Below are 19069 nucleotides of genomic sequence, written 5' to 3'. Positions count from 1 at the left end.
ATTTGCCGACCTCGCCTTTTACGGAACTGAAGATCTTCTGAGAATTGAAGCCCACGCCCTGCTTGAACACCAGAGTGGTCTTGCGGATGTTTTGGATATTTTGGGAGGGATCGCCGTCGATGACCACCGGTCGGCGGATTTGCCGACTTCGATGGAGCCGATCTTGTTCGCCAGGCCGAGGGCCTTTGCGCCGTTGAGGGTCGCGATGCGGATGGCTTCTATCGGGGTGAAGCCGGCCTGCGTCAGGAGTTCGATGGACTGTTGGGAGCCGTAGCCCGCGAGGGTGGCGCCGTTGCCGGTGGGGTCGGTGCCGACGGTCAGCAGGCCGCCGGCGTCGGAAAACGCTTTTTCTATCTTCATTTCCTCCAGCATGGCTTTGTTGCCGGCAGGGTTACGCATTTTGTTGTAGACGTTGAGGAACATGCCGCGGGTATCGGGCGCCATCGCCTCGAGAACCTCGGGACGCATGGCAGTGTCCGGGGTGGTCATGTTGTAGAGGACGGCCAGGGTGGACGTTACCGTTACTTTTTGCCGACCAGGTATCGGATCAGGTCTTTCAGTTTCGGCGAATCGGCGGTTGTATTGACAGGCGCGCCGAGCGGGCAGGCATTCTCCTTTTTGCCGGGAACGAAATCGGTTGACACTGAAAAGCCGTGCTCCAGCTGATCGATACCCATTTCGGCCGCCTCGCGGTAGGTGATGGAACATAAATGGCCCGTGACTTTCAGCCCTCTGGCGTGGGCCTCGTCGATCGCGGCTTTGAGCGTAGCCTTGTCCAGATAGTTGTATGCCTTGAACGAAGTACAGCCCTGACTCGCCCAGAAGTCGACGAAGGCTTTTGCTTCCGCGGGTCCGCTCGAGCTCGTGCATCTGGGGAAAGAAGGTGCCCTTTCCTTCCAGATAGGGGGCGGTTACGTCCATCGCCGGTCCGAGAATCCTGCCCTGATCGATGTCCCGTTTCAGGTTGAGATCGGAATAGGGCTCGACGCTGCCGGCCGTACGAATAGTCGTCGCGCCGCAGGCCAGGTATAGTTTGGGAAACGTAAACGGCAGCTGCTTCACGTGCAGATAGCTGAAGTCGCCGGAGTAGGCGGCATAGTACATGTGCTCGTGCAGGAGGACGAATCCGGGCAACAGCGTTTTTCCGGTCAGGTCAATGACCATGCTTCCCGAAGGAGGAGGCGTTTTTTTGCTGTCCCCTACCGCCGTTATTATACCATTGCGGACGACCACCGTCTGGTCTTCCAGCACCTTTAGGGCATTCACGTCGGCGAGTCTGCAATGGGTAAAGGCGATGAAGGAGGAATCGTAGTCGATGTATTTCTTTACCTGGTCCGAAAAGGAGGATTGGGAGGTCGCCTGTAAAACGATGAGCAGACAAGATCCTGCAAGAAGAAGTTTTCTCATTCCGCGGTTGGTTTTAGTTTTGAAATAAAAGACCGGGGGCCCCGGCTCGAGGGCCAGCAAATGCAACCGATCGTTTGCAAATATAAGCGCAGCCGATCGGGATCGCAAATTTTTTTCGGAGCAGGTGTTATCTTTGCAGAGGATATTGTACAACAGAAAAGGGTATTATGAAGAAAATAGGATTTTTATCGTTCGGACACTGGTCCAATCACCCCGCCTACAAGACCCGAACTGCAAGCGACACCTTGCTTCAGTCTATCGATCTGGCCGTTGCAGCCGAAGAGATCGGTATTGACGGCGCGTATTTCCGGGTGCATCATTTTGCCGCTCAGCTGGCGTCTCCTTTTCCTTTATTGTCCGCCATCGGCGCCAAAACCTCCAAAATAGAGATTGGAACCGGAGTGATCGATATGCGTTATGAAAATCCCCTCTATATGGTGGAAGACGCGGGAGCAGCCGATCTGATCTCGCGCGGCCGCCTGCAACTGGGGATCAGCAGGGGTTCGCCCGAACAGGTGATCGACGGGTGGCGTTATTTCGGGTATGAGCCGGCCGAAGGCGAAACGGACGCGGATATGGGTCGCAGGAAGGCCCTGCAATTTCTGGAAAGACTAAAGGGTGTCGGATTCGCGGAGCCTAACCCCCACCCCATGTTCCCCAATCCGCCGGGGTTGTTGCGGCTGGAGCCCTACTCCGCGGGACTGCGGGAACGCATTTGGTGGGGAGCCGGGTCCAATGCTACGGCGGTCTGGGCGGCCGAGAATGGAATGTACCTTCAGAGCTCCACCCTGAAATTCGACGAGAGCGGCAAGCCTTTCCATGTTCAGCAGGCGGAACAGATCAGGCTGTATAAAGAAGCCTGGAAGAAAGCCGGACACCAGCGCGAGCCAAGGGTTTCGGTCAGCAGGTCAATCTTCGCGCTGACAACGGACGAGGACCAATATCTTTTCGGGAGGGAGAACGACCGCAGGGATCAATTCGGCTATATCGAAAAAGATACCCGCGCCGTTTTCGGAAGGAGCTATGCCGCGGAACCGGATCAACTGATCCGGGAGCTTGCCCAGGACGAAGCGATCCAGGAGGCGGATACGGTACTGTTAACGATACCCAATACGCTGGGAGTCGACTATAATATACACGTGCTGTCTTCTATCCTGAAGCACGTTGCGCCGGGATTGGGCTGGCGTTAAATCTATTTCGCCACGTCGATCTTCAGCTTCTTATTCTTCAGCCGCTGGTCCTTGATCAGCTGCAGTGTATGGGCCACGCTGGATTTCCGGATGGCCACGAAGCAGAAGAAGTCCTTGACCTCGATGAGGCCGATATCCTCTTTTTCAGCTGTCCCCTGTTGGTGAAGAGCCGACCACGTCGACCTTGTTGACCTTGTCTTTTTTCCGGCGGAGATAAAGAGCGTGGTCCATTTGGGCTTATCCGGAAGGGTTGTAGTAGCGGGGAGGTCGATCATTTCCGGCTGTTCCGGGAGATATGCAGGTACCGTCTCCTCCGGCGACAGGATGAAAATGGCCGTTCCGCTGGCTTCCATCCGGGCCGTCCGGCCGTTGCGGTGGGTGTATACGTCTTCGGTTGTGGGGAGATGATAGTGGATGATGTACCGGATATTCGGTACGTCCAGACCCCGGGCGGCGAGGTCGGTGGTGACCAGGAAATTGGAGCTGCCGTTGCGGAACTTGGCCAGGGCGCTGTCCCTTTCTGGCTGTTCGAGGGCGCCGTGATAAAATACGTTCACGATCCCTTTGTCCTTCAGGAAGGCGCTGACCCTTTCCACCGACTCCCGGTGGTTACAAAATACGACGGTCGACCTCGCCCCTAACCGGCAGATAAGGCGGAATAAGGTATCGAGCTTGTCCTTGTCGGGGCTGAGTACCTGCTGGAGGCTGAGCCTTTCGGTCTTTTCGCCCGTGAGGAAGTCCAGGGTCCGCGGCGATTGGAGCCCGACAAAATCGGGAATCTCTGTTGCGGCCGTCGCCGAGGTCAGGATCTTTTTGTTCACGGACGACAGCGAACCTATAATAAAGGACATCTCGTCCTGAAAACCCAGCTCGAGGGATTTGTCGAATTCGTCGAGGACGAGGGTTTTGATCGTGCCCGTGTGGATATTGTTCCTTCTGATATGATCGGCCAGACGGCCCGGTGTTCCGACAATCAGCGCCGGGGCTTCTATTAAATTATTCTCTTCGGTCTCCCGGAGGTGGCCGCCATAGCAGCAGGTCACCTTCAGCCCGGTACCCATGGTCTTGAATACCTGCTCGATCTGGAGGGCGAGTTCGCGGGATGGGACGATGACGAGCGCCTGGGTGCCCGCGGCCTTTTCGTCGATGTACGACAGAATGGGTAACAGAAAGGCCAGGGTCTTCCCGGACCCGGTATCGGCGAGGAGTACGAAGTCACCGTCCTGCTTTGCGGCTTCGAGGGCTTCCGACTGCAGTTCGTTCAATTCTTCGATCTTCAGGGGGGCAAGTAGTTTGCCAATGACTTCAGCGTTGAGTAACATCCGGCAAAAGTACAGCAGTTTGGGCACTTCGGACGCATCGCTTTTGGCTTATGCCCCGAAGAATTCGGCGATCTCCGCCAGTGCCCGCCGGGCGGCTTCCTTGTGGATGTCCTTCTTCGGCCAGACATGGGGTTGGTCTTCATAGATGCTCAGCCTGGACCTGGCCTGAATGGCCGCTATTTCGGTGTAAAAATGTCTGCTGTCGTCCAGCAGTATCTCGTTGGTCCCGACCATGATGAGTACGGGAGGAAATTGGGTGCGGGGAGCGTTTTTCGGGTTCGAAAGTGCAAGAGGTGTGCTGCCCGTGTAGGCGCGGGCAAACCCTTGCAGCGCGTCCCTGTCGATGGAGGTATCGAGGCTGGCGTTCCCTTCAATCGACGGATAGTCGCAGGCGAAGTCGATCCAGGGAGAAATCAATACGACAGCATCAGGTAATCGGAGGGGTGTTTTCTGGATCTCCCCGATGGCGGAAACGATCAGGCTGGCGCCGGCGCTGTCTCCGATGAGGTTGATCCGATGTATTGGGTAGCGGGTGATCAGTTCCCGGTATCCGGCTATCACGTCGTTGCGACCGGCGGGGAATGGATGTTCGGGCGCCAGCGCGTACTCGACAAAGAGGATCTTTGCTTTCAGGTGTGTTGCAAAATGGCTCACCATCTTCCCGTGTGTCCTGACCGAGCCCATGGCGAAGCCGCCGCCGTGCAGGAAAATAATTACCCGGTCCTGGGACGGGTCTTCCGGAGTAAACCAGTAACAGCTGACTCCTTCGATCGTCTCCTGTGTTATGTCCACCATCGGTGCGTATTCGTAGGGATGGGGCTTCTGTTCGTAGTCGCTCCTTCTCTGTAAAATGTTTTTGTTTTCCATGACACAAAACTAGCGTCCGGCCGTGGATCCGACTTATAAGGTAGTTTAATAAATGGGCCTAAGATAGTTTAAGATCTCTGTGAGAGGTCCTTACGGATCTTGCTCAGGAATTCGGGGGTGATGCCAAGATAGGACGCGATCTGGGTGTTGGGTAGTCTTTGCGAGAGCGCGGGATACTGGCGCAGGAAGGCGAGGTATCTTTCTTCGGCGGTGGAGCTGACGATCTGCCGGCAGACTTCGTCTTCTGACAGGATCAGCTGTCTGCGCCGGATCTTCCGTTCGATCGCGCGTTCCTTCAGGTCTTCTTTTTCCGGATCGTCGAGGGGGAGATATTTGTTGAAGCTGGTGATTAGTTTATGGATGGACACGGTTGGTGAGATTGGTTCGGTGAGAGACTGCATATTCTGAAGACCGGTCGGACGACAAAGCTCTAGTTTTTGATCTTTCGGTACTGGTTGCGGTTGCGTTCGAATACGGTGAAGCCCGTCAGTCTACCGGCGGCATTGTGGTCGAAGCGGAGGTCGATGGGTTCGTTCTCCTTAATAAAGAATACTGTTGGGGATGCCGCCTTTAAATATATTTCCGGGTGCTGACGCGTCACGGCGAAAAGGGAATCGCCCCGCAGACGTATGACTACCGTGTCTTTGTCAGCGCTGGCGTACGTGCCTGGGTAGGAACGGAGGACGGAAGCGGAAACGGGGGTCTGACTATACTGGAATCTCTTTTTGCTCAGCAGCCAGGTATAGACGCTATCGTTGTTATAGGTCACTGTCCAGCTGTCGTGACCCGCTTCGGGGTAGACGGTGAATTTTACAGAAGGATTATATCTTCCGACGGCTCCTACCATTTGCTGGTCCCGGATGATCGGGACGGTATTGTCTTTTGCACCGTGAAAGCACCAGACGGGCATGTTCCTCAGGCGCCAGGCGTCGGTCGTGTCACCGCCCCCGCAGATGGGAATGATCGCCGCAAATTCCTCCGGATGTTTCAGGGCGAGGTCCCATGTGCCGAATCCGCCCATACTGAGTCCCGTGAGATAGACCCTGTCAGGGTCGACGCGGAACCGGTGTTTGCAGTCCTGCAGCAGCTCATAGAGCTGCTGTGCGTCCCATCCCCCGCCCTCCCGGGCCTGTGGGGAGACGACGATAAACGGGTATTGCCGTCCCTGCGCGATCAATTTGGGAGGGCCGTGTGTTTTCAGCTTCTCCAGATCGTCCCCTCTCTCCCCGCTGCCGTGCAGAAATAGCAATAACGGCCATTTTTGGGTGCTGTCTTTTGCGTATCCCTGAGGAAGATACAGGAGGTAGTTAACCTCTCTCACCATCTTTTCGGCGGTCTGCTGCGTCCTTGCGGCCGGGGCCAGGAGAAATGACGCCAGTATATATGCGAGAATTTTGAATAGCTTGTTCATGGAGAGCAAGATAACTATTTGGGCTCAGCATTCAAAAGCAATGGTGCGGCGGGCGCTTTCCGCGAGTAGCGTTTACGGTAGTCCCTTGGGGAGAGTCCGGTCAGGCGCCGGAAGACCAGCCGGAAAGTTTTGATGTCCACATAACCCGTTCGGTCCATTACCTCGTCGAGGGAGCAGTCTTCGGATTCGAGCATCTTCTTGGCTGCTTCGATCCGCACCCGCTGCAGGTATTCGATGGGGGTGTTATCGGTGGCGGCCTTGAAACGGCGGATAAAGTTCCTCTTGCTCGTGTGGCACAGGCCCGACACTTTTTCGATCGAAAGGTCGGAGGCATAGTGTTCCTCGATATAGGACTGGGATTTCAGGATCTCTTCGTCCTCGTGCTGGCGCTGGCCGGAAAAGACGGCGAAATGCGCCTGGCTGTTATAGTCGATGTCGATGGAGAACCGTTTGCTGACGGCGAGGGCGGTCTCCCTGCCGCAAAACTTCTCGATAAAATACAGGATCAGCTTGAGGGCCGAGAAGCCGCCGCCGCTGGTGTATACTCCGTCCTGATCCGTGATGATCCGGTCTGTCTGAACCGTGATGCGGGGGTAGCGACGCTGCATCTCTCCGGCTGCGGACCAGTGGGATGTTGCGGCCTTTCCGTCGAGCAGGCCGGCCTCGGCAAGGAAGAAGCTGCCGACGCACATGCTGGCGATCTCCGTGCCGCAGCGGTGCATCTCCCCTATCCAGTTGACCACCTCCCTATATTTGCGGAGGGTTGCGTCGAGATCTCCCTTGAATCCCGGGATGATCACCAGTTGGGAATGGCTTGTCTTGTCGATTGTCGTGTAGCAGATGAACTGGGCCGGGACGTCCAGCTGGATATTCTTTGCTCTCTCCCCTACCAGCTCGAGCCGGAATGCCTCCGGACGTCCCAATTCCTGCAGGTACTGGTTGGTGCCGTAGAGCAAGTCGATCACGCCGCCGATGGAAGAGGTATAGACGTCCTCGTGGATAAGCAGGGAAATAGTCATCATGGCATTTCGTGTATTGATCCGACCAAATTTAGCGCATATTCCTGTCACAAATACCCCCTAAGAAGTCACAAATGCCAGTTTTATTTGACCGTTTGCGGCGGCAATTTTGTCGCACAAAATCTAAAACAATGACAACAGTAAGTAAACCAATCGACGCGGTCGCCAATTGGTGGCGGATCGCCTCGGCCGCGGCGCCCAATCATGCGTCTCTCGACGCCGCGCGGGACTTCGGGGAAGGCTGGGGCGGCCTTACTCCCGAGCCGGGGGGTGTGGATTATATCGAAGTGGACGCCGGCGGTGTACCGGCCATTTGGGTCGTCCCGAAGAAGTGCACGGCGGACCGGGTGCTCCTTTGTTTTCATGGCGGCGGCTTTTTCGGGCTCCGTGTATACGCACCGAAAACTTTTCGCCCATTTCGCAAAGGCGATCGGTTGCAGGGCCCTGATCTTACAGTACCGTCTTGCCCCCGAGCATCCCTATCCCGCCCAGCTGGAAGACGCTGTGAAGAGTTATTCGTGGCTGCTCGACCAGGGTATCAAGGCAAAGCATATTGCCTTTGTCGGCGATTCCGCGGGTGGCAATCTCTGTGTCACGACCATGCTGGCGGCGCGTGACCGTGGTCTGCCGCTGCCGGCGGCCGCGATGCCGATATCGCCCTGGTATGATATGGAAGCTGGTCATGGACTCGCTGGTCTACAATCATGGCAAGGACGCGCTCTTCACGAAAGAATGGATTAAGGGCATTGCGGGCATGTATCTGGGTGCTCAGGGTAACCCCAGGGATCCTTTTGCCAATCCGCTGTACGCTGATCTGAAGGGTCTTTCGCCGCTGTATATCCAGGTCGGAGGGGACGAGTTGCTGCTGGACGACAGCACTGTCCTGGCGGAGCGGGCGAGACAGGCGGGTGTGGATGTGCGTATCGATATCTTCCCCGAAATGCAGCACACTTTCCAGATGGCCGTGGGCCGGGCTCCGGAATCGACAGAAGCCGTCGGCAGGTATGTGGAGTGGGTGAAACCCAAACTGGGTTTGGCTTAGGAGGTCTGGAATTGTGGATTGATAATTGCGGACTGGTGCGATTGCCCTCAAGGTATTAACTTTGGGGGCTTTCTTTTTTAACGCCATTCGTTCTAATATGAGAATTGCCCTGTTGTCCGATATTCATGGAAATACAATAGCCCTCGAGTCCGTGCTATCGGATATTGCCGCAAAAGGGGAGCCGATGCATACTGGATACTGGGCGACCTCGTGGCGCTGGGGCCCGATCCTGTCGGAGTGCTGGAGCGTCTGGCCGGACTTCCCGGTCTGCAGCTTATCCGCGGCAATACCGATCGCTATGTCACCATTGGAGACCGCCCCTCCCCGACCGTCGAAGAAGCGCAACGGAATCCGGAGCTTGTCGATTCGATCGTAGAAGTAGCCAGTACTTTTGCCTGGACACAGGGGATGGTCACGGCTGCCGGATGGATGGAATTCCTGGTCGCTCTACCTTTGGAATTAAGAGTCGGGTTGCCTGACGGCACCCCATTCCTCGGCGTACATGCCTCTCCAGGACGTGATGATGGTACAGGGGTGGCACCGGATATGAAGGAGGGGGAGATCGAAAAACTTTTCGGCGGCTGCGAGGACGGGCTTGTTTGTATGGGACATACTCATCTTCCATTGGATCGACGGTGGAAGGGCATCCATCTTGTCAATCCCGGTGCGGTCAGCCTATCGCTGGCTCCGGACAAGAAAGCCGGATATGTTATCTTAACTGCGACAGAAAAAGGCTATACTGTAGATCATCACAGAGTCGATTATGACCGGATTGCGGTAGTCGACCAGTTGAAGAGGATAGGACATCCGGGCCGCAACTATCTGATCCGGCATCTTACCGGGAAATCCATCTGAATCAATCAATGAAATATTTACCTTCGTAACTTCGTTATCTGTCACGGCAGGTGATTTTAGCATAACCCCGGCAAAACATTTTATTATGAACGGCTCTAAAGAAATCGTCACAGTATCGGTACCAAAAGGCGACCTGGATAATGACTATACTTTTTTTGAAGACGGCAAGATCCGCCACAATTATGACCAGAATGCAAATAAGCTGGGGCTCGAGGCCTGGATTACGCCGAGGAGTATTGCCGACAGTGAAAAAGATAAGATCATGAAGGCTTGTCCCCCCGAACACAAGATCAAAATAACGGCGCTACTGAAGAGATAAAAGAACTCTTTATTCACGAGCTCGATCTTAGTCCTTCTCTGTTGACAAGTGACTCCATTATAGGTTGAGCTATCTGATCTGGTGCCTGACCGAAAAGATAAGAAGGGGGCCTTGTAACAAGCCCCCTTTCGCATTTCCTGACTGGTGATCAATAATCGATCTGCCGGATACCGGTGTCTTTCCGGATCTGAAAAACTGCGATCCCTTTTGGGTATTCTTCCAGTTTGTCGCAATCCCCCCAAACTTGTCGGATCAGCCGCCCTACGGTCTTGAAAAAAACCGCAGTTTTACACCATCAAATAAAACCAACCATTATGTCAAAAGTGTCCATTTACCTGAATTTTCAGGGGAATACCGAAGAGGCGTTCAATTTCTACAAATCCGTTTTTAAAACTGAATTCGTAGGTCCTGTCATGAAGATGTCCGATGTACCGCCCCAGCCGGGCATGCCGCCGCTGCCCGACAACGAGAAGAATGCCGTGATGCATGTCGCACTACCCATTCTCGGCGGTACCATCCTGCAGGCTACGGATATGCTGGAGTCCATGGGTCACAAACTAAAAATAGGAAATAATACGACCATCTGTCTCGAACCCGACAGCAAGGAGGAGACCGAGCGGCTGTTCAATGCGCTCTCGGGCGGTGGTTCGGACGTCATGCCGTTGCAGGATATGTTCTGGGGTGCTTACTGGGGAACTTGTCTGGACAAGTACGGAATCCGGTGGATGTTCAATTACCAGAAATAGGTCCGGTCAGTTCTCATGAAATGCAGGCCCCGTCCTTCGGGGCTTTTTCTATTCGGGGAAGAGTTCGTAACTTATCGGGGCGGAAATCCCCCAAAGCAAATGAAAAAGCTGTTTCTCAGGTTGACTGTCGTTTTGTTGTTCTTTTCGCTGTCGTGCCGGGACAAGGTCCCGACGAAACAGGCTATCGGCGATCTGCATCTCCTGCGGGGTGAGCTGATCACGTGCGGGCCGCCGGACAAGGAATTCGGCACTGTCGTATTCGAGACGTCGTGCCGGGATGTGGCCGGGGACTTTAACCTGGGTATGGCGTTGCTGCATTCGTTCGAGTACGACGAGGCGGAGAAAGTTTTTGCGCGGGTCGTCGACAAGGAGCCGGGGTGCGCTATGGCCTATTGGGGAGTCGCGATGAGCAATTTTCATCCGTTGTGGGCGCCGCCGACGGCGGCCGAGTTGAAGAAGGGGAACGACGCGCTGTCGATCGCCAGGGCTTTGGCGCGGGGGCCGTCCAGAGAGCGGGACTATATCGATGCCATTTCGGGGTTCTACGGGGACTGGGACAGGCTGGATCATCATACGAGGTGTGTGCGGTTCGAAAAGGCGATGGAAAAGCTGTATGCGGCCTATCCCGGCGACAGGGAAGCGCCTGTATTGTATGCGCTGGCGCTGACGGCTGCGGCCGACCCGGCCGACAAGACACTGGCGAAGCAAAGAAAGGCCGGGGCTATCCTGACCGCGCTTTATCAGCAGGAACCCAACCATCCGGGGATCGTACACTATATCATCCACACTTATGACTATCCCGGACTGGCGGAGCTGGCGTTGCCGGCTGCGAGAAAATATGCCGCCGTCGCCCCCTCTTCCGCGCATGCGCTGCATATGCCTTCTCATATTTTTACCCGGCTCGGACTATGGGACGAATGCATCCATTCGAATCAGGTATCCGTCGCCTCGGCGAAATGCTATGCGGAGGCCGCGGGCATCAAAGGGCACTGGGACGAAGAGCTGCATGGCCTCGACTATCTGGTGTATGCCTACCTCCAAAAAGGAGATGACCGGCACGCCAAAGAACAAGTGGGACTACCTGAAGACGATCACGAACGTTCATCCCCTCAATTTCAAGGTCGCCTATGCGTATGCGGCTATCCCTTCGCGATACCTGCTGGAAAACAGGCTCTGGGGTGATGCGGCGGAGCTGCGCATCTGGCCGGCGGATCTTCCCTGGAAGGACTATCCCTGGGAGGCGGCGATCCTTCATTTCACCAGGCTGATGGGTTCTGTGCATATCGGGCGACTGGATTCTGCGAAAGCGGAGCTGGCGGTGCTGAACTCGCTGCACGACACGCTGACGAAACAAAAGAACGCCTATATGGCCAATCAGGTGCTGATACAGGTCAGGACGTCAGAAGCGTGGATAGCGCTGAAGGAGGGGAAGACCAGGGAAGCGCTGGCGTCGATGCAGCAGGCCGCCGACATGGAGGACAAGACCACGAAGCATCCGGTCACGCCCTGCGAAGTCCTTCCGGCGCGGGAGCTGCTGGGGGACATGCTGCTGGAAATGAAGATGCCGGGCAAAGCGCTGGAGGCCTATGAGGCGGATCTTCAGCAGCACCCCAACCGGTACAATGGACTTTACGGCGCGGGGCAGGCGGCACTGGGAGCCGGTGACGGGGAAAAGGCCCGGAGATATTTCCGGCAGCTACTGAGTATCACGGACTCCGCCGGCTGCACCCGACCCGGGCTCGCTGCTGCCCGAAAGATCTAAGACCATTATCACCATTCGCCGGTATTCCTCCTTCATGGCGGGGTAAGAGAGCCAGGTCTCGCCGGTGATCCGGAAGCCCCTGTTCTTATAAAAACCGACGGCCGCGCTGCTGTCCATCGCTTTTAGCCAGATGATGGATTTGTTCTTTTCCCGTGCAAAGTTTGTAATGAAATTTATCGCCGCCGTTCCCAGTCCTTTTCCGGACGCCTCTTTTACAAAGTATATTCTTTCGAGTTCGAGGGTCGTGCCGGCAGGATAGTTGTATAGCGGGCTGTCTATGTTCAGCTTGATCACTCCGACGGGTTGGGTTCCGTCGTAAACCATGAAGAAAACGGCATTGGGATCGGCCAGTTCGCCGGTCAGCCGGTCGGCGCCAAAGCTGGCCTGCATATAGGCCTCCCCGCCATCGTACCACAAATAGAGGTAGTTCTCCCGGTAGGATTGTAACAGAACCCGGATCAATTCGTCGATATCTTCCTTTGTACAGATCTTTATCATTGGCTTCGGTTGCGCCATTTCGGCGCTATGGGTTCATCCGGTTAAAATATTCGGCGATGGTCTCGTTGTTGGCCCTTGCCCGGGGTTCGCTGAAGCCGAATGTGAGCTCATTGTTCCCGGCCGCCAGTTGCGCGAATATCGACTCCACGAATTCGCTGACCGGCGGGAATTCGCTGTGGATGCCTTTGCCGCCAAGGTCGGTGTTCAGCGCGGGCGGAATGATCTCGATCACTTCCACGCCCGAGTCCTTCAGCATATGGCGCAGGGAAAGGGTGAATGATCGCAGGAAGGCCTTCGTCGCGCAGTACACGGGCACCTTCGACAGGGGGACGAAGGCCAGTGCCGGAGGTTACGTTCATGATGGCGCCCGGGGTTTTCAGGCCAAGAAATAGCTTGGTCAGGTGCATCGGCGCCGAAATATTGATGGCGATCTCGTCTTCCGCCTTTTCGAAAAAGTCGTTGTCGGAGATATTCATCCAGTTCTGTATGCCCGCGTTGTTGACGAGTACGTTGAGGTCCGGGTGCTCTTTTGCTATCCAGCTGAACAGGTCGATGCGTTCTTCCTTTTTCGATACGTCGCATACCCGAGTGATCAGGGACGGCAGGGCGCCAGCCAACTCTTTTAATACCGACTCCCGCCTGCCGCAGACGATAACCGTATTGTTCTCCTGAATGAACCTTTCGGTCAGCCCGAGGCCGATGCCGGATGCGCCACCTGTGATCAGTATCTTGTTGCCTTTCATTTTCATAGTCTGATTTTTTTGGAAAGTTAGGGCAACAAGTCCAAATCACCCCTTCAAATTGTCCGGGCGACCCCGCCCCAATACGTAACCGACCGGTTACCTTTATAGTAAAATAATAACTCATGAAAAGTATTCGTCAGAATGTATTGATCGCCGCGCCGGCGGAGAAGGTATATCGTGCGCTCACCACTCAGGAAGGGCTGGCGGGCTGGTGGACGCCTGCGGCAACGGCCCGGGCGGAAGTGAACAGCATTGCCCGTTTCCCTTTCAATTTCCCGGACTTCGAGTATGCCAAAGAGATGAAGGTGACGGTACTGAAGAACAACGCGCGGGTTGAGTGGGAATGTATAGCGGGCGCCGACGAATGGATCGGGACGACGATCTCTTTTACCCTCGAGGCCGGCGACAAGGCGACGCTGGGGAATGACCATCCGGAATTACTCGGGCAGCTGGAACAGCAGCAGAGTGAAAATGGAACGCTGGTGATCTTCGAGCACAATGGCTGGAAGGAGTATACGCCGCAGTTTTCCGAGTGCAGTTTCACATGGGGGCAGTTTCTCAGAAGTCTGAAGAGACTGTGTGAAACGGGTAAGGGGCAGCCCTGGCCGAATCAGTATCAGTAGGCGGCCGGTCCATTTCACCCCGTTATAAAGTCCAGTTCGCTCCCCTTCGGGTACGCCTGCGGTGATTAGCTTTGTTCTGTAAAAAAACAGAAAATGAAAAGACTGGAAAACAAGGTCGCCGTGGTCTATGGCGACGGAACGACAGGAACAGCAATAGCTAAGGCGTTTGCCCGCGAGGGTGCGCTGGTCTTTCTGACCGGGAGAACGGCGGCAAAACTTGAGGCGGTGGCCAACGCAATAAGGTCCGCTGGCGGAGCCATCGAAACCGCCGAAGTCGATGCCCTCGATGAGGTAGCGGTGGAAAAACATATGGCCGCCGTCATTAAGAAAGCGGCAAGGATCGATATCTCCTACAACGCGATCGGCATTCCTCAGACGGGTATTCAGGGTATCCCGCTGACCGAATTGTCACTGGATAGTTTCTCGCTGCCGCTGACTGTCTATACCCGGTCGCATTTTATTACCGCGAGGGCTGCGATCAGGAGGATGGTGAAACAGGGGAATGGCGTTATCATCACCCACACCCCTACTCCAGGCAGGATCAGCCAGCCCTTTGTCGGGGCCATGCCGCTGACCTGGGCCGCTATCGAGGCGCTCTGCCGCTCGATCTCCGCGGAATATGGACGGGATGGCGTGCGGGCCGTGTGTCTGCATACGACGGCGTTGCCGGAGACTCCGCTGATCGACGAGGTCTATTCCATACACGGGAGGTCGCATGGTACGAGCTATGAAGACTTTCATACCGCGATGGTCGGCAGGACCCACAGAAGGAAGCTGACGACGCTGGACGAACTGACGGGCGCCGCCGTATTTGTGGGGTCCGACGAGGGAGGTGCGATCACGGGGACCATCCTCAATCTCACGGCGGGGATGGTGGTATGAGACCTGAGCGCATTCGCGGTAACTATAACGCCCTGACTCCCTTCAGACGGGCCGCATCCGCTGTAAAAATGCTGATCGCATAGCCGCCGCCCGGCGCACACAACTGGCGCAGCCGCGATCGGGACGTTACGACCCTTTTCCTGATCGTATAGGCCTGTGGGTTGGTCCGGTAGTGTGCGCCAGGCGCGTCGGCATAAATGGTAGCAATATATTTACGGCCGGGCGGCAGGAAAGAAAACCCGATCTCCGATGTCCGGACCGAGTCGCCATTCACGCTGCCGACAAACCAGCTGCCGGAACCTTTTGCATTGCGGGCCACCGTGAGGTATTTGCCTGGCTCTGCCTCAAGGTATTTGCTGTCGTCCCAGTCCACCGCGACGTCTTTTATGAACTGAAAGGCGTCGGCGAAGCGCTGGTAATTCTCCGGCAGGTCGGCAGCCATCTGCAGCGGGCTATACATCGTCACGTACAGAGCAAGCTGGTTGGCGATCGTGCTGTTGACGTGGGAATTATTATTCGGATTGATCTTGCTGAGGTCCATTTCGAAAATGCCCGGCGTATAGTCCATCGGCCCTCCCAGCAGCCGGGTGAACGGAAGTATCGTCACATGGTTGGGCTTCGACCCGCCGAAAGCCTGGTACTCGGTGCCCCTGGCGCTTTCGTTGCCGATCATATTCGGCCAGGTACGCGCCAGCCCCGTCGGTCTGACCGCCTCATGACCGTTGACCATGATATGGTAGGAGGCGGCCTTTTCGACTACGTACTGATAGTGATTGATCATCCATTGATTGTAGTGGTTCTCCCCGGCAGGGATGATATTACCGACATATCCCGTCTTCACTGCGTCATAGCCATAGCGCTTCATCAATTTAAAGGCGGTGTCAAGGCAGCGTTCGTAGTTGCGCGGAGAACCAGAGGTCTCGTGGTGCATGATCAGCCGGATATGTCTCGACTTCGCGTATTCGGAGAGACCTGCGACGTCGAAGTCCGGATAAGGCGTAACGAAATCGAAGACGCGCTCTTTCATATTCCCGAACCACTCCTCCCAGCCGATATTCCAGCCCTCTACCAGTACGCCGTCAAAGCCATTGTCGGCTGCGAAATCGATATATTTCTTCACGTTGGCCGTATTCGCGCCGTGCCGTCCGTTCGGCTTCGCGTCCCGGTAGTCCGTCTGCCCCAGTATGACGGAGGTAAAGTCGTTCGTATACGCCCAGGTAGACCTTCCCGTGATCATCTCCCACCATACGCCCATATATTTCATCGGCCTGATCCAGGACGTATCGGCTATCCGCGAGGGTTCGTTCAGATTGTAAATCATCTTCGAGGCAACGATATCCCTTGCGTCGTCGCTGCAGATGATGGTCCGCCACGGCGTGACGGACGGGGCCTGGATATTGCCCTTGTCACCCCGCGCATCCGGCGTAAGCCAGGACTCGAATACGAAGTTGTGGTCGTCGAGGTTCAAATGCATGCAGGGGTAGTTGAGGAGCGCTGCTTCGTGGATGTTCAGGTAGAGACCGTCGTCGGTCTTCATCATCAGGGAAGTTTGCACACCCGTCGGAGAAAAGGCGGTCTGGGACACATTAGGCGTTACCGCGCGGTCGTGCAGGCTTCTTATCTCCGAGAGCCGCGACGTCGTATAGTCGTATTCCCTGGGTATCATAGTCTCCAGGTATCCAGAACGCCGTATGATCGCCCGTCATCGCAAACTGGGTCTTCTCTTCCTGATCACAAAATAGACCAGGTTGTCCTGCGCCGGGAATTCATACCTGAACCCCAGGCCGTCGTCGAATGCCCTGAACCGGATCAGGATCTTCCTACGCGCGCGCGGCTGATTGAGGACCATCGCAAGCTCATTGTACCGGTTGCTGATGGCTTTTACCTCTCCCCAGACCGGCTTCCAGGTCTCGTCATGGCTAGCCCTGACGGAGTCTGCCACAATGAAGCCGTCATAAAGGGAAAAGCTGTCATTTTTCAATGCCAGACCGAGACGGCTGGGCCGGATGACCTCCCGGCCCTTATAAAAGAGCCGGTACACGGGCATTCCTTCCCGGGTCACGGAAAAATCCATCCGGAAATTGCCGCTGGGCGACAGCAGCTGCTGGGAGAGGGCCGTGAAGGAAAAAAGAACAAAGAATACAGACAGGGAGATGACGGCGATACGAATACGGGAAACCCGCAACGCGAGAAGTGTTAACATAAGCGATCGTTTTGTTGTGTATAAAATACACATTTATCTGCCCGCAAACATAGGATGGAATTTTGATTTTTCAGCGACCTGGCGCTTAAATAATTCCAATCGGGTCTGTGCCTACAGGGCCTGGCGCCCATATCGCCCATGCAGAGGATCTCAAAGTTCAGCGAATGCGCCTGCCAGTCGGGGAACACGATCGCGACTTCCGCCTCCTGGTTGCTGTCCTCAACTTGAAAAGCGAGCGAATTATCGGACCGCCGGCAGCAGCCCGGGCAGACTGTCCGCGCCCCCTTTCCGGAACGCCGACGGGCTCAGGCCTCTGTACTTTTTGAAGACCCGGTTGAGATGGCTTTCGTCGGTGAAACCGAGTTCGTCCACGATCTCGCTCATCCGCATGGTGCTGTAGCGGAGCCGGGTCTCGACGAGCCGGAGCCGGTAGCCGGTGATGTATTGCTGCAGACTTTCGCCGGTGTGTTTTCTGAAATATTCGTGTATATAGCGGGGGAAATGTTGAAATGGCCGGCTATGACACCGGCCTTCAGCTTTTCGGGAAAGGGGATCTGCTCGTGGATATACCGGATGATCTCCGCGGAATGGTCGCTCTCTGCGGGAAGGTTTGCCGCGCCGATGATCCGGATATTGCGCGCTACGATGGTAATGATCGTATTTACGATCTGCTGGACCACCTCCCTGTGCATTTCCTGCTGGTTTACGTATTCCCTGATCACGCCGTCGATAAGGGCCGCGACCAGCGGCTTGTCATTCCTGTTGTGCAGCACACAGCCCGGCAGGTGGTAGTTGCTCTCCAAAATATATTCCAGCTTCTGTATCCATTCTCCCAGATTGCTGTGCTGGCTCTTTACCTTCTGCGCCTTCAGGTAAATGTCGTTAAACCGGATGAAAAGAAAGGAGGTTCGCTCGCTCACCTGAAAGGAATGTACGTGCTGGGGCAGCAGCAGGAACAGCGTCCCCGGGTCGTATTCAAATTTGTTCTTTTCGACGCAGTGTGTCCCCAGGCCCTTCACAATATAGACCAGCTCGAAGAAAGTATTCCTGTGCGAGCCCACCGGACATTCGTCCAGCTCTTTATACTCGATCTCGTAAGGCTCAAAAAGGTTGCGTACCAGCATACCCCCAAAAATACCTAAATAACCCCGGATCATACAAGAAAAACCTCCATTCCGGACGGAATTTTACGCCATCAAATACGAATTCATGAAAGCAATGATCCTTAAAAGTCCCGGCGGCACAGAGAACCTCGCGATCGAAGACATCGCCGTTCCCGCCATCGGAGACAACGAAGTCCTGGTAAAAGTATCGGCTATAAGCATCAATCCCGTAGAGACCAAGCTGCGTCAGAACGCCTATTTTCTGAACCTTGTCCTGCACCTCCAGGACGGCGAAGCCCCGGTGATCCTCGGCTGGGATATCTCCGGTGTCGTCGAAGCGACGGGACGCTCGGTCACGCGTCTGCGGAAGGGAGACGAGGTATTCGGCATGGTCAACTTTACCGGTCACGGGAAGGCCTATGCAGAATATGTCGCGGCGCGCGAAGACCATCTGGCCATAAAGCCGCGGGCCGTCACGCATCAGGAGGCCGCGGCCGCTACGCTGGCGGCGCTGACCGCCTGGCAAACGCTCGTCCATTACGCCGGAGTAAAGGCCGGAGACAGGGTGCTGATCCACTCGGCAGCGGGGGAGTCGGGCATTTTGCGGTGCAGATCGCCAGACATCTGGGCGCCTATGTGATCGGGACGTCCTCGGCGGCCAACAGGGATTTTGTCCTGGGCCTTGGGGCGCACGAGCATATCGACTATGGCGCGCAACGTTTTGAAAACGTAGTAAAGGATGCGGATGTAGTGGTCGACAGCATTCCGGATCTTCAGCACCTCGAGCGTTCACTGCAGGTGGTTAAGAGCAGGGGCAGGCTGATCAGCCTGGTGGCTTTTCCCGACGAGCGGCTCTCGCGCATAGCATTGATGAGCAGAAAATTCCTCTACCGGATGGAGGTAGGGTCGGACGGCGACGACATGGAGTCGATAGCGGGACTGCTGGAATATCGCCGGATCCGCAGTCATGTCTCGCAGACCTTTCCTTTCGACCAGATCCCGCTGGCGCACCGGCAGCTGGAGAGCGGACATACGCGGGGGAAGGTGGTGATCACTCTTTGAAACGGATGTGGTCGA

General features: G+C 55.7%; 22 protein-coding genes and 2 pseudogenes. 11 read left to right on the top strand and 13 right to left on the bottom strand.

Annotation, left to right across the window (positions count from 1 at the left end; genetic code table 11):
* Positions 1 to 18: 18 nt before the first annotated feature.
* Positions 19 to 1407, bottom strand: coding sequence for an amidohydrolase family protein (locus ACQ86N_RS16605; protein ID WP_431216109.1), 1389 nt, complete (start codon positions 1405 to 1407; stop codon positions 19 to 21).
* Between the two features lie 167 nt (positions 1408 to 1574).
* Between ACQ86N_RS16605 and ACQ86N_RS16600 the strand changes: the two genes are divergently transcribed.
* Complete coding sequence (locus ACQ86N_RS16600; protein ID WP_431216108.1) at positions 1575 to 2597, top strand: LLM class flavin-dependent oxidoreductase; 1023 nt, start codon at positions 1575 to 1577, stop codon at positions 2595 to 2597.
* Between the two features lie 2 nt (positions 2598 to 2599).
* On the opposite strand, the gene ACQ86N_RS16595 is transcribed toward ACQ86N_RS16600, so the two are convergent.
* The 5 genes from ACQ86N_RS16595 to ACQ86N_RS16575 all read right to left on the bottom strand — a co-directional run bounded on the left by ACQ86N_RS16595 (position 2600) and on the right by ACQ86N_RS16575 (position 7219).
* Positions 2600 to 3946, bottom strand: coding sequence for a DEAD/DEAH box helicase (locus ACQ86N_RS16595; protein ID WP_431216107.1), 1347 nt, complete (start codon positions 3944 to 3946; stop codon positions 2600 to 2602).
* A 21-nt stretch (positions 3947 to 3967) separates the two neighbouring features.
* Positions 3968 to 4786: an alpha/beta hydrolase gene (locus ACQ86N_RS16590; RefSeq protein WP_431216106.1), complete on the bottom strand. Its 819-nt coding sequence runs from the start codon at positions 4784 to 4786 to the stop codon at positions 3968 to 3970.
* A 68-nt stretch (positions 4787 to 4854) separates the two neighbouring features.
* Complete coding sequence (locus tag ACQ86N_RS16585) at positions 4855 to 5154, bottom strand: hypothetical protein (protein ID WP_431216105.1); 300 nt, start codon at positions 5152 to 5154, stop codon at positions 4855 to 4857.
* 62 nt (positions 5155 to 5216) lie between these two features.
* The gene (locus ACQ86N_RS16580; protein WP_431216104.1) at positions 5217 to 6197 is read right to left on the bottom strand and encodes an alpha/beta hydrolase-fold protein; all 981 of its coding nucleotides are present in this window, start codon (positions 6195 to 6197) and stop codon (positions 5217 to 5219) included.
* A gap of 14 nt (positions 6198 to 6211) precedes the next feature.
* Positions 6212 to 7219 carry a GlxA family transcriptional regulator gene (locus ACQ86N_RS16575; protein WP_431216103.1) on the bottom strand — a complete coding sequence of 336 codons (1008 nt, stop codon included), beginning with the start codon at positions 7217 to 7219 and terminating at the stop codon, positions 6212 to 6214.
* Positions 7220 to 7603: 384 nt separating this feature from the next.
* Between ACQ86N_RS16575 and ACQ86N_RS16570 the strand changes: the two genes are divergently transcribed.
* From ACQ86N_RS16570 to ACQ86N_RS16545, 6 genes are all read left to right on the top strand, one after another.
* On the top strand, positions 7604 to 7957 hold the full coding sequence (locus ACQ86N_RS16570) for an alpha/beta hydrolase (RefSeq protein WP_431216102.1): 354 nt from the start codon (positions 7604 to 7606) through the stop codon (positions 7955 to 7957).
* Positions 7899 to 8258, top strand: a complete 360-nt coding sequence (locus ACQ86N_RS16565) for an alpha/beta hydrolase (protein WP_431216101.1) — start codon at positions 7899 to 7901, stop codon at positions 8256 to 8258. The genes ACQ86N_RS16570 and ACQ86N_RS16565 overlap by 59 nt, the downstream gene beginning before the upstream one ends.
* Before the next feature lie 156 nt (positions 8259 to 8414).
* Complete coding sequence (locus ACQ86N_RS16560; protein ID WP_431217445.1) at positions 8415 to 9113, top strand: metallophosphoesterase family protein; 699 nt, start codon at positions 8415 to 8417, stop codon at positions 9111 to 9113.
* Between the two features lie 85 nt (positions 9114 to 9198).
* The gene (locus ACQ86N_RS16555) at positions 9199 to 9432 is read left to right on the top strand and encodes a hypothetical protein (protein ID WP_431216100.1); all 234 of its coding nucleotides are present in this window, start codon (positions 9199 to 9201) and stop codon (positions 9430 to 9432) included.
* A 314-nt stretch (positions 9433 to 9746) separates the two neighbouring features.
* Positions 9747 to 10178 (top strand): VOC family protein, encoded by a 432-nt coding sequence (locus ACQ86N_RS16550; RefSeq protein ID WP_431216099.1) that lies wholly within the window; start codon positions 9747 to 9749, stop codon positions 10176 to 10178.
* Between the two features lie 99 nt (positions 10179 to 10277).
* Entirely contained in the window at positions 10278 to 11360 is a 1083-nt protein-coding gene (locus ACQ86N_RS16545; protein ID WP_431216098.1) for a hypothetical protein, read from the top strand.
* Positions 11361 to 11874: 514 nt separating this feature from the next.
* On the opposite strand, the gene ACQ86N_RS16540 is transcribed toward ACQ86N_RS16545, so the two are convergent.
* The 3 genes and pseudogenes from ACQ86N_RS16540 to ACQ86N_RS16530 form a co-directional block, all read right to left on the bottom strand.
* Complete coding sequence (locus ACQ86N_RS16540; protein ID WP_431216097.1) at positions 11875 to 12438, bottom strand: GNAT family N-acetyltransferase; 564 nt, start codon at positions 12436 to 12438, stop codon at positions 11875 to 11877.
* A 25-nt stretch (positions 12439 to 12463) separates the two neighbouring features.
* The gene (locus tag ACQ86N_RS16535) at positions 12464 to 12748 is read right to left on the bottom strand and encodes an SDR family NAD(P)-dependent oxidoreductase (RefSeq protein ID WP_431216096.1); all 285 of its coding nucleotides are present in this window, start codon (positions 12746 to 12748) and stop codon (positions 12464 to 12466) included.
* An 88-nt stretch (positions 12749 to 12836) separates the two neighbouring features.
* Positions 12837 to 13181 (bottom strand): annotated as a pseudogene (locus tag ACQ86N_RS16530) (SDR family NAD(P)-dependent oxidoreductase); the annotation flags it as partial.
* A 122-nt stretch (positions 13182 to 13303) separates the two neighbouring features.
* Between ACQ86N_RS16530 and ACQ86N_RS16525 the strand changes: the two are divergent.
* Both ACQ86N_RS16525 and ACQ86N_RS16520 read left to right on the top strand, forming a co-directional pair.
* Positions 13304 to 13804, top strand: coding sequence for an SRPBCC family protein (locus ACQ86N_RS16525; RefSeq protein WP_431216095.1), 501 nt, complete (start codon positions 13304 to 13306; stop codon positions 13802 to 13804).
* 93 nt (positions 13805 to 13897) lie between these two features.
* Positions 13898 to 14686, top strand: a complete 789-nt coding sequence (locus ACQ86N_RS16520; RefSeq protein ID WP_431216094.1) for an SDR family NAD(P)-dependent oxidoreductase — start codon at positions 13898 to 13900, stop codon at positions 14684 to 14686.
* 22 nt (positions 14687 to 14708) lie between these two features.
* On the opposite strand, the gene ACQ86N_RS16515 is transcribed toward ACQ86N_RS16520, so the two are convergent.
* The 4 genes and pseudogenes from ACQ86N_RS16515 to ACQ86N_RS16500 form a co-directional block, all read right to left on the bottom strand.
* Positions 14709 to 16007 carry a glycoside hydrolase family 97 catalytic domain-containing protein gene (locus ACQ86N_RS16515; protein ID WP_431217444.1) on the bottom strand — a complete coding sequence of 433 codons (1299 nt, stop codon included), beginning with the start codon at positions 16005 to 16007 and terminating at the stop codon, positions 14709 to 14711.
* Positions 15996 to 16889, bottom strand: a pseudogene (locus ACQ86N_RS16510) (glycoside hydrolase family 97 N-terminal domain-containing protein); the annotation flags it as partial. The pseudogene ACQ86N_RS16510 and the gene ACQ86N_RS16515, both read right to left, overlap by 12 nt.
* A 240-nt stretch (positions 16890 to 17129) precedes the next feature.
* The gene (locus ACQ86N_RS16505; RefSeq protein WP_431217443.1) at positions 17130 to 17330 is read right to left on the bottom strand and encodes a helix-turn-helix domain-containing protein; all 201 of its coding nucleotides are present in this window, start codon (positions 17328 to 17330) and stop codon (positions 17130 to 17132) included.
* Complete coding sequence (locus ACQ86N_RS16500; RefSeq protein ID WP_431216093.1) at positions 17270 to 18013, bottom strand: cupin domain-containing protein; 744 nt, start codon at positions 18011 to 18013, stop codon at positions 17270 to 17272. The genes ACQ86N_RS16505 and ACQ86N_RS16500 overlap by 61 nt, the downstream gene beginning before the upstream one ends.
* An 85-nt stretch (positions 18014 to 18098) precedes the next feature.
* On the opposite strand from ACQ86N_RS16500, the gene ACQ86N_RS16495 reads away from it, so the two are divergent.
* Positions 18099 to 18632, top strand: a complete 534-nt coding sequence (locus ACQ86N_RS16495; protein ID WP_431216092.1) for an alcohol dehydrogenase catalytic domain-containing protein — start codon at positions 18099 to 18101, stop codon at positions 18630 to 18632.
* On the top strand, positions 18599 to 19054 hold the full coding sequence (locus ACQ86N_RS16490; RefSeq protein ID WP_431216091.1) for a zinc-binding dehydrogenase: 456 nt from the start codon (positions 18599 to 18601) through the stop codon (positions 19052 to 19054). The genes ACQ86N_RS16495 and ACQ86N_RS16490 overlap by 34 nt, the downstream gene beginning before the upstream one ends.
* The last annotated feature ends 15 nt before the right edge of the window (positions 19055 to 19069 follow it).

The organism is Puia sp. P3 (genome assembly GCF_050632245.1).
Lineage (GTDB): Bacteria > Bacteroidota > Bacteroidia > Chitinophagales > Chitinophagaceae > Puia.
The sequence above is the reverse complement of the archived record's forward strand: the minus strand, read 5'-3'. Positions and strand labels throughout refer to the sequence as shown.